The organism is Flavihumibacter sp. CACIAM 22H1 (assembly GCF_001601815.1).
GTDB lineage: Bacteria > Bacteroidota > Bacteroidia > Chitinophagales > Chitinophagaceae > Flavihumibacter.
In genome coordinates this window covers 1-9771 of sequence record NZ_LUKG01000115.1, presented here as the reverse complement: position 1 = coordinate 9771, position 9771 = coordinate 1, and the positions used below count along the sequence as shown (strand labels likewise).

The following is a 9771-nucleotide window of genomic DNA, read 5'->3' as shown; positions in this document are numbered from 1 at the left end:
CAACCATGTTACAACTAATAAACGATGTTCGTACCAAGGGATGCACCTGTGGCTCAACGGTGATGCCACCAGTTGCCAGGCTGGAATGGAACGATAAACTTGCTAAAGCAGCCTATCTTCATTCAGCGGATATGAACAGCAACAACTATTTTTCGCATACCAGCCAGGATGGCCGTAACCCGGGCACCAGGATTTCAGCACAAGGATTTAACTGGAGCAGTTATGGTGAAAATATTGCCAGGGGACAAGCCAATGAAGCTGCCGTAATGAATAGTTGGTTAAACAGCGAAGGGCATTGTAAAAACATAATGAATGCCCGTTTCAAATACGTGGGTGCAGGCATGCAGAATAAGTATTGGACGCAGGTATTCGGATCGTTGAAATAACTACTTTGCCAGTGTCGTCTTGATTATTTTACCCAATTCTATTGCCCATATTTTATATCCTTCTTCCACTAAATGTATACCATCTCTTGAGTAGTAATCAGGATTTAAGCGGCCGTCTTCCCCGATAAAAGTTTTATGCAGGGGAAAATAAATTACACCGGGCATTTTATGGTTTTCCAATAAAAGATGAATGGTTTCATATTGTTGCCGGCGGAGCTCCTTTTTTTCCATACCTGCTGGTAAGGGGCCGGTTACTATCAATTTCGTAGCAGGCAGGTTTGTTTTTATCCAGTTAACGCAAGCCAGTACCCCCTCAAATATTTCCTCTCCGCTGTCATCCCCCATATTATTAACACCGATGGTCAGAACAATTAAACGGGGGGCCGCCAGTTTGTAGTTACCATTTTGCAAACGCCATAAAACGGTTTGGGTGCGATCGCCGCTGATACCAGCAGATATCCAACGATAGCTGCCGAAAACAGCATCAAATGCCATCAGGCCTGGTTTATAACTGACATTGGGCCGTTTTCCACCAATTCCCTGGGTTATGGAATTACCAAGGAATACAATATCGAGGTTTTTTTCCGCCAATAAGAGGGAATCGATGTCCTGGTTTTGTTGCCACCAATCCTTTCCTTCGAACCAACCCGCACCCGAACGAAACTCACTTCCAGGGGCAGGCAGGGTGGCAAAATTCAGTTTATAGCCGTTGGCTCTCAAGATAAAATCAAGAATTGGAGAAGGGTTCGGCAAACTATGCGGATGATGTTTTATGCCAGGTTTATGGATGACAGCAATATGTCCGCCCGCGGCCAGCACGCGTTCTTCAAAAAGAGCAGTATTTTCCGCCAGCGGAACCACTTCATCCGCATCTCCGACCACATGGACAAGAGGAATTTTTAGCCTAGCTATTTGTTCAGCTTTATCAAGTGGCGATGCTTTAAAATTTCGGGCAGCTGTTTCCGTTAGTCCATATGCTTTTTTGAACAATTCCCAGTCTGCCGCACTACCCGGCCCCTTACCCAACCCACCGGGCCAGCTTTTCAGGTCCAGCACGGGTGCGTCGGCATAAATACAGGCTACTTTATCCGGATTGGCGAGTGCCCAGTTATACACATATACGCCCCCTCTGCTCATTCCTTCCAAGGTCATTTTTGCGGCTAATCCCGCAGTTCTTAGCGCACCATAGAACTGGTTCCAGGCTGCAATAGCGGTTTTGTTTCCAAATAATTCGGCAACATCGCAATACACCAGGTGAAACCCTCTTTCAAGCAGGGCGATATCCAGTTGTGGCTCGTGCCCCCAGAAACGCGCTCTCCATATCCAGGGACGCCCCTTCGCTGTTCTTTTCGGTTCTACTATATAAATGGTCCGCCCCTGCCATTGAAGGCTTGATTGCCGGTACCCGTAAAAAGAAGAAATCACCTGCTTTCCATTCAGTATTTTCCGAAAATCAGGCGCAGTAGTTGTTTCCTGTTGAATGGCTTCATAAAGACGTTTAGCCATAACCGTTGCACCCAATGAATTAGGATGAATTTTATCCGGAAGCAGGTCCTCCCGATTAATAAATAACTGATACAGGTCGATCAGTTCCACCCCGGTTTCATAGGCAACCTGTTGCACCGCGGGGATAATAGAGCTCCTTATTACCGGATCATAAATAGAATTGCTGTCGGCATAAAAGGAAGGAACCGGTAATAACAGGATAACCCTTGGATGAGTTGGTAATTGTTGATAGGTTTTCACCAATTCGGTGAGATCCGCTACCAGGTTTGCGTGGAAGGGGCGATTAACGGCCTTGCTGTCATTGGTACCCAGCTTAATAAAAACAAGATCAGGCCGACTTTCCAGCGACCTCCTGAACTCGTCACTCGTCCAATAAGGTTTATTGCCTTTTTTCAGCAGGGTGGTTCCCCCTAGTCCAAAATTCTGAACCAGGTATCCCTTTCCCAACATAGCCTGTAGCTGAGCCGGGTAACTGTTTTTTTCCCGGTTGGCAACACCAGATCCATAGGTAATGCTATTGCCTACACAGGCAATCCGGAAATCCTGCGCTGTAAGGCTGGTTGAAAACAATAATACGGACAGCAGCCAACCCAAAAATATTTGCTTCATACAATCGTTTAATCGAGCAGTTCTAAAGAAAAAATTATCGAAGTTTCTTTGAGGTTGCTAATGCAATCACTCTTCCTTCAGTTCCAACAGCATTGTAAAAATGGTAAACGGTATTGTTCCAGTTAATGACCATGGGCTTGTGTGCAAACGACGAATCATAGGAGGCCGAAGGTTCAACCAGGCTGGGTCCGGTCCATTCTGTCCAGTGTTCCAGGTCATAGGAACAGGCAAAGCGTTCAAAGGCAGCCGGCCGATCGGGCCAGAAAGCACCAAAATAAAAAAGCACGTACAGGTTTCCCATTTTCATTACCTGTGCATCGCCACAAATACTGCCTTCTACTCCCCTGGTAATTATTGGACCATTACCGATCCTTGTCCAGTTTTGCAGGTCAGTTGATCCGGCAACGGCAATGCTTTCATATTTTGCGGTATCTCCCATCGCATTATAAAACAACAAAAAGGGATATCCCCGTCTTTTGTCGGGATCTGCCAAAATAGTGGATTTAAAAATAGTGTGATTATCGTACCAGCGGGCATCTTTGTCAGCTGCACTTAGTACGGGATGAGGAAGCCGGTTCCAGTCTGTCAATTGCACGGGATCTTTTGCCGTAGCTATACCAATTCCCAGTTGTCCTGCTTCATATCCTTTGGTTGAACCACCCAGGTAAGACATCCAATACCTTCCGTTAAATGCCTGAGGTGCGTAAGTACCATTCCAGTTATTATCGATGAGTCCCAGGTAACCTGCTTTTTGATGGGCATCCCAGCCTGTATCGGTAAAGGAAAGTATCCTGCCTTTAGACGACCAGCTTAACAGATCCTCACTGGTTGCAAGCCAGGTTTCGTACCCCCTGCCATCAAAAATAATATAGGTCATATACCAGGCATTGTTCCAGCGGAAAATGGTGGGACTGTCCATCATTTTTGTAGTATCCGGATGCTGGAAAACTACGCCAAACTTGTGCGGCGTTTTCACTTGTTCATAAACGTTCTTCATCACATCTGCAGGCACTTCCTGTGCCGCCTGTTTTGGGCATTGGATCATCAGCAACCAGCCAATCATTAGTAGAAGTCGCATAAACAAGATCGATTTTTGGTTAAAATAAGTAAATTCCGGTAAGGCTGACGAACTAACTGAAATAATCTAGTTATGCAGGTATTAAAATGCTTCCTGATTCTCCCCGGAATTTTATTGCTGCAATTGTCACTTAAGGCGCAGCAATACCTGTTGGTATTGAATAAAGCTGATAACAGTTTATCCGTACTCGACCCTATTGAGCTGCAGCAGTTATTTATGGTACCAACGGGCGAAAGTCCGCATGAGCTGGCCGTATATCCCGAAAAAAAATGGGCCATCGTAGCCAACTATGGCAACCAGCAACCTGGCAACAGTCTATCCATTATTGACTTGAACCAGCGCAAGGAAATAAAACGGGTTGACCTGGGTCCTATTCTAAAACCACATGGACTGGAATTAAAAGAGCAGGCAGTTTATTTCACTGCTGAGCGCAGCAGGCTGGTAGGCCGTTTTGATTTATCAAAAATGTCGGTGAACTGGTTACAGGGGACCGGTCAAAACGGCACTCATTTGCTGGTATTGCATCCTTCCCGGCCGTATGTATATACCAGTAACAGGGTTTCCAACACGATTACCAGGATACGGATTGATGCCCCTGATTTGCCCGAAGCCATTCAGCAGGCAGCTGCAGGCTTGAAACCTGAAGGAATTGACATTAGAAAAGATGGCAAAGAATTATGGGTTGGTTCCAATGAAACGGGCACTATTACCGTATTTGATACGGAAACATTGCAGCAAATGCATGAAATTTCAACCGGTGGCACGCCGATCCGTATAAAATTTACGCCCGATAATAAATGGGTATTGGTTTCGGATGCAAAAAACGCTGCTCTTTTATTGTTGGATGCAGGCAGCCGGCAACTGAAAGCCCAATTAAACCCGGGAGGTATACCCATGGGTATTATCCTGTCTGAAGATAGCAAAACAGCCTATGTTGCCATCGGCAGCACCAATGAAGTAATTAAACTGTCGATTCCTGAACTGAAAATTATTGCCCGGGCCAGGGTAGGTAAATAATCCCGACGGTATTGCTTTGTTGTATTAAAAATCTTGTTCAGCGGGCAAATTCATCAGCAAGCTGATTGATTTCTTCTGCAGTCAGTTGCCTGCCTCCCTGAATGATAATTTTATACCTGAACTGAACCGATTGGCCCGCTGCAAGTTCCAGGTTTCTGGATTCTTTACCATTGCTGAAGACGGCTGCCCCCAGCGGATTTAAGGCAAAGAGACCATAGCCCCTGGCATGCCAATAAGTGGGATACCCGCTGTTAGTAGGATGGTCTAACATAGCAATGGTTATAGGCTCCTCCCTTATTTTTCCATTAAGCATAACCCAGCGGGCCCGGGTACTCCATACGGCATCACCTGAAATACCTTCACTACTGGTATACAAACCGCTTATGGTTGCTGAGGGTAACTGATCTACCTTGGTTATAATTCCATTGGCATCTACATAAGCGCTGGCTTCTTTCGAAGGCTGTTCCAGCTCGCGGGCAACACGGATGGCAAGCATTCCATCTTTCACATCCTTAAATACCACTTTTTTATCCAATGCCTTCAGTGTGGTGGTACGCTCCAGTACCCATTTATCACCAATCACTTCAATATTAAACGCTGTTTTTTCGGTTAGCTCTGTTTCGCCTGCTTTGTTTTTCCAGAGAGCGGTTATGACCAGGGATGCCTGGTTAGCATTAGCCCGTTGAGACAGTATTTGCTGGTGCTGAACAGCACCATAGGAAGCTCTTTTTTCAAATGGGATAGCCGTTGAATTGTTCCAGAAATCAAGACCGTTAACGGATTCGTAGGTGAACCAAAATCCAACATGATGCGGGTGATCGGTACGGTCGCCGGCTCTTGGTTCAAGCGGAAAACCTCTTGTTACCGTTGTTCCGTGAACGGTGTTCAACGGGTATAAAACCGGTTTCATCAGGGAATCGTCGTAGCGGTAAGCAGTCAGCACCTGCCCATTATAGAGCAATTCGTGCCTTTTCTCTGCTGGTTTATTCACCCATGCCAATCCTTTTGACTGGCCAGCAGAAAAGGTCGGCAGTACTAACAATACTGCACAACCGATAAACAGCGTTTTCATGTGCAAGCTTAATATTTAAATATTTTGCCATCCACCATCACCTGCCTGGTTTTGGCATCAAACACGGCTTTTCCACCAGTTCTTACCGCGGCATTGGTCATAATGGTAGCTATGGAATGATTATAACCCGCTTCTACCGGGGCATTAGGCTGTTGCCGGCTGCGGATACATTCCATCCAGTTACGCATATGCGCGCTGGTTAGAGAATCACCTCCCGTGTTGGCGGAAGCGGCCACTTCCACTTTTTCAGCTACCAGGTCCATTTCCGGTAACAGGTTGGGCGGCATCTGCATGGCATCTGCATGGTTCTTTCTCAAACCGCCGTTAGCTGAAACCTTATTGGTAATCAGGTTAAGTTCGCCACCATTGGAAAAATAGAGTTCAGCCGGCCGTTCATCGCCGTTATGCATACGCGATGAAAATACTACCTGGAAACCGGAGCCAGGGTCATTTGCCGGACCATAATCAAATACGGCAGTTGTAGTATCCCAATTTCTACGCCCGTCTTTCCACTTGTAAATACCTCCATTAGCTACCACACTGCGGGGGTGCGCCAGCCCTGAAAACCAGTGAACGGTATCAATCTGGTGGCTCATCCATTGCCCGGGCATGCCGGAAGAGTAAGGCCAGAACAAACGATATTCGAGATATTTTCTGGGATCCCAGGCCTCATAAGGGCGATTAAGCAGAAAACGTTTCCAATCGGTATCCTGTTCGCGGATACTGGCCACCAGGTCGGGGCGGCGCCAGCGGCCAGGCTGGTTCACATTCCAGGTTAGTTCCACCATGGTAATTGCACCAAACCTGCCCTCGCCAATAAATTTAGCGGCCGCTTTATAATTAGAGCCGCTTCTTCGCTGCGAACCGATCTGTACTATTTTGCCCGCTTTTTTTACAGCATCCAATGCAGCGTTATTATCCTCCATGGTTTCAGCAAAAGGCTTTTCCGTATACGCATCTTTTCCCGCTTTCATGGCTTCTATCGTATGCAGGGCATGCTGAAAATCGGCCGTACTAATGATTACGGCATCAATATTTTTTTGCGCATACAGCTCGTCGTTATTGGTACAGGCCTTGATAGTATGTCCAAATTTTTCTGTAAGCAACGCGCTACCTTCATCGCGCCGGCGCTTCCAGATATCAGATACCGCCACCATATCAAAATTGAGTTCCTTATAATGGTTCAAAAAACTGGGCAAAAGAGATTGGCGGAACCTGTCTGAAAAACCTACTACGCCCACATTTACACGCTCATTGGCACCCAGGATACGGGCATAGGAAGCAGCGCTAAGCCCCATTGTACCCAGGTAAACACCTGCTCCGGCTTTAAGCGACTGGCGGATGAACTGTCTTCTGTTTGACATCTTGCTAGTTTAAAAAAAACCGGAGCCGCAGAAGGGCTCCGGTTTCGGGTTAGGAAGAAATTTATTTTCCGAAAATTCCTTTCAGGGCGTCGAGCGCATTGCCTGCACCACCCGTATTGGAACCTGGAGAAGCTGCTGCACCACCTCCTCCTGTAAACATGCCTGCCAGGTCCTGGAAATCTACATCGCCATCCCCGTCCCGATCCAGTCCGCCACCGGCCAGTTTACCCACTATATTTTCAAGGTTGATGCCGGAAGTACGCCCACCACTTAATTGTCCAAAAATCCCATCCAAACTGAATCCATTGTTGACAGGCGCATTTGTTTTACTAACCAGTTGGTTAAGAATTATGGGTAGTAAACTGCCAACCAGGGAGCCGGCTTTATTACGATCCAGGCCAAACCGCCCCATCATATCGCTGATTACATTACCGGAAAGATTTTGAACAACCGGGTTATCCTGGTCTACCTGGCCCTGGGCAAACATGCCCAGTACTTCTTTAGCACCGCCCTGCGCCATCATTCCCTGTAGCCCGGAAAGAATAGATGCACCGGTAGCCTCTATTGCTTCCTCGTTCCGCTCGTTGGGGATATCGGGGTTATTGATAATGCTATCACCGGCATTCTCCCGGATTAGATTCATTAGATTCTCTATCATAATTGCTGATTTAGGAATTAAAATATACGTTGATTTTCGTTCCATACTATATTGTGACCCGAATTAAACCAAGATTTAATGGATGTAAAAATAGAACCGGGCTGGAAGGCATTTTTGAAACAGGAGTTTAACCAGCCCTATTTTCTACAGATTGTGACACACCTGAAAACTGAAAAAAGTGCCGGTAAAATCATTTACCCGCCTGGTTCCCTGATATTTAATGCATTTGACAAAACTCCGCTGGACCAACTGAAAGTGGTTATCCTGGGGCAGGACCCCTACCATAACCCCGGGCAGGCACATGGACTTAGTTTTTCTGTTCCGGACGGGGTAACGCCCCCTCCCTCCCTCCTGAATATTTATAAGGAAATAGCCGCAGATATCGGCCTGCAATTGCCCAAAAAAGGCAATCTTGAAAAATGGGCAGAACGTGGGGTATTATTATTAAATGCTGCATTAACAGTACGTGCCAATGAAGCCGGAAGCCATGCTAAAATCGGCTGGATGGATTTTACAGATGCCGTTATCCGCACGATCAGCGAACGTAAACAACAGGTGGTCTTTTTGTTATGGGGCCGATTTGCCCAGGAAAAACAAGGCCTGATCGATGAAACCAAACACCTGGTACTGAAAGCTGCACACCCTTCTCCATTTAGTGCGGACAAGGGTTTTTTTGGCTGCCGTCATTTTTCTAAAACCAATGAATACCTGGCCAAAACGGGATAGATCCGATTGATTGGTCATTGTAAACTACCTTCAATATATGAATTGGTTCAAAGAGGTTTTTGGAAGAATCTGGGCTGCCTGGGCAATACTGCTTTTTACTGTTACCATGCTAATTTTTCTGGTACCTGTTTTTCTATTCTGTTTACCGGTACCGGAGCCCAAACGCACACATCGTTTTATAAAATATGCACGGGCCTGGATGGCTGTTTTTTTACCCGGGATCGGGTGTCCGCTGATTGTACGGGGAAAACAGCATTTTAAAAAAGGAGGGCCCTTTATCGTTATCTGCAATCACAATGCGTTGATGGACGTACCTATTTCATCCCCTGCCATTCCTGGCGGCAATAAAACCATTGCCAAGGCCGAAATGGCAAAAACGCCGGTATTTGGAATGATTTATAAACTGGGCAGTGTACTGGTAGACAGGAAAAGTGAAAAAAGCCGGAAGGAAAGTTTTGCCAAAATGAAAGCGGTACTGGATATGGGCTTACACATGTGTATTTACCCGGAAGGCACCCGAAATACCAGCTCCGAGCCACTGAAGCCTTTTCATGACGGGGCTTTTCGCCTGGCCCTGGATACGCGCTGCGCCATTATACCCGGTGTAATTTTTCATACCCGAAAAGTAAATCCACCTGATAAAACCTTTTACCTGATGCCCCACCCCCTGCGCATCGAATTCCTTGAACCCATCGAAGTAACCAGCACAGATACCTGCGAAACCCTAAAGCAAAAAGCCTTTGAACGGATGAAAGCGCAAATCATCCAAGGTCCATAATAAACGCCGTTATTGGGTGTAGAAGAACTTGGAACGGTTTATTTTAAGATCGCGAAGCAGGCCTGATTTAGGGTTAATGGTAATATTAAAGGTTCTGTATAAGCCTACAGGTGTAATGTTGATACCGAGTTGCCAGCAGTGCAGTTCACGACTCAGGAACATGGTCAGCTGCTGAATAGATGCACCGCGGAAATCGTAAAATGTACTGGCCCCCAGTTTCCATTTGGGCGTCAGGTTAAAATCTCCGCTGACGTTTACACTTGAATTGATCTGTGTTTCATACCCCGAATAGTCTCTTTTCAGCAAGCGGCTAAAACTGAGCGAATAAGACAGGTTAACCGACCAGGGAATATTGAAATCAGCATATTCTGCAGGGTTATTCCGGACATTGTTTATCAGGGCCTGCTGTTCCTCATTGGTCATGGGCAAACCGATGCCATTCAGGTCCTCATCGGGGGGTATTTCTTTCTTCTCCTTTTGTTTGCTGGTAAAGGAGGTGGAAATGGCAATGTTACCCGAGGTAATTCTGCCCAGGGAAAAACCATCACCACTCCAGGCATATTGGTTGATCCGGTAC

8 protein-coding genes and 2 pseudogenes are annotated in these 9771 nt (G+C 46.4%); 4 read left to right on the top strand and 6 right to left on the bottom strand.

All coding sequences use genetic code 11. From position 1 onward, the window contains the following. On the top strand, positions 1 to 386 hold a 386-nt coding region (locus tag A1D16_RS20205), incomplete at its 5' end, for a CAP domain-containing protein (RefSeq protein ID WP_290712973.1). On the opposite strand, the gene A1D16_RS20200 is transcribed toward A1D16_RS20205, so the two are convergent. Both A1D16_RS20200 and A1D16_RS20195 read right to left on the bottom strand, forming a co-directional pair. Beyond that, positions 387 to 2501: a GDSL-type esterase/lipase family protein gene (locus tag A1D16_RS20200; RefSeq protein WP_290712970.1), complete on the bottom strand. Its 2115-nt coding sequence runs from the start codon at positions 2499 to 2501 to the stop codon at positions 387 to 389. It abuts the gene before it with no gap. Positions 2502 to 2535: 34 nt separating this feature from the next. Then, a complete protein-coding gene (locus A1D16_RS20195) occupies positions 2536 to 3579 on the bottom strand; it encodes a glycosylase (protein WP_290712967.1) in 1044 nt (347 codons plus the stop codon). Positions 3580 to 3651: 72 nt separating this feature from the next. Between A1D16_RS20195 and A1D16_RS20190 the strand changes: the two genes are divergently transcribed. Then, positions 3652 to 4596, top strand: a complete 945-nt coding sequence (locus A1D16_RS20190; RefSeq protein ID WP_290712964.1) for a beta-propeller fold lactonase family protein — start codon at positions 3652 to 3654, stop codon at positions 4594 to 4596. Positions 4597 to 4633: 37 nt separating this feature from the next. Here A1D16_RS20190 and A1D16_RS20185 read toward each other — a convergent pair whose 3' ends face one another. From A1D16_RS20185 to A1D16_RS20175, 3 genes are all read right to left on the bottom strand, one after another. Then, on the bottom strand, positions 4634 to 5668 hold the full coding sequence (locus A1D16_RS20185; RefSeq protein WP_290712961.1) for a PmoA family protein: 1035 nt from the start codon (positions 5666 to 5668) through the stop codon (positions 4634 to 4636). Positions 5669 to 5676: 8 nt separating this feature from the next. Beyond that, positions 5677 to 7032 (bottom strand): Gfo/Idh/MocA family oxidoreductase, encoded by a 1356-nt coding sequence (locus tag A1D16_RS20180; RefSeq protein WP_290712958.1) that lies wholly within the window; start codon positions 7030 to 7032, stop codon positions 5677 to 5679. 61 nt (positions 7033 to 7093) lie between these two features. Further along, a complete protein-coding gene (locus A1D16_RS20175; RefSeq protein ID WP_290712955.1) occupies positions 7094 to 7690 on the bottom strand; it encodes a DUF937 domain-containing protein in 597 nt (198 codons plus the stop codon). 78 nt (positions 7691 to 7768) lie between these two features. On the opposite strand from A1D16_RS20175, the pseudogene ung reads away from it, so the two are divergent. Next, positions 7769 to 8439, top strand: a pseudogene (gene ung / locus A1D16_RS20170) (uracil-DNA glycosylase). Positions 8440 to 8453: 14 nt separating this feature from the next. After that, positions 8454 to 9194: a lysophospholipid acyltransferase family protein gene (locus A1D16_RS20165; protein ID WP_290712949.1), complete on the top strand. Its 741-nt coding sequence runs from the start codon at positions 8454 to 8456 to the stop codon at positions 9192 to 9194. A 9-nt stretch (positions 9195 to 9203) separates the two neighbouring features. On the opposite strand, the pseudogene A1D16_RS20160 reads toward A1D16_RS20165, so the two are convergent. Continuing rightward, positions 9204 to 9771, bottom strand: a pseudogene (locus tag A1D16_RS20160) (LPS-assembly protein LptD); the annotation flags it as partial.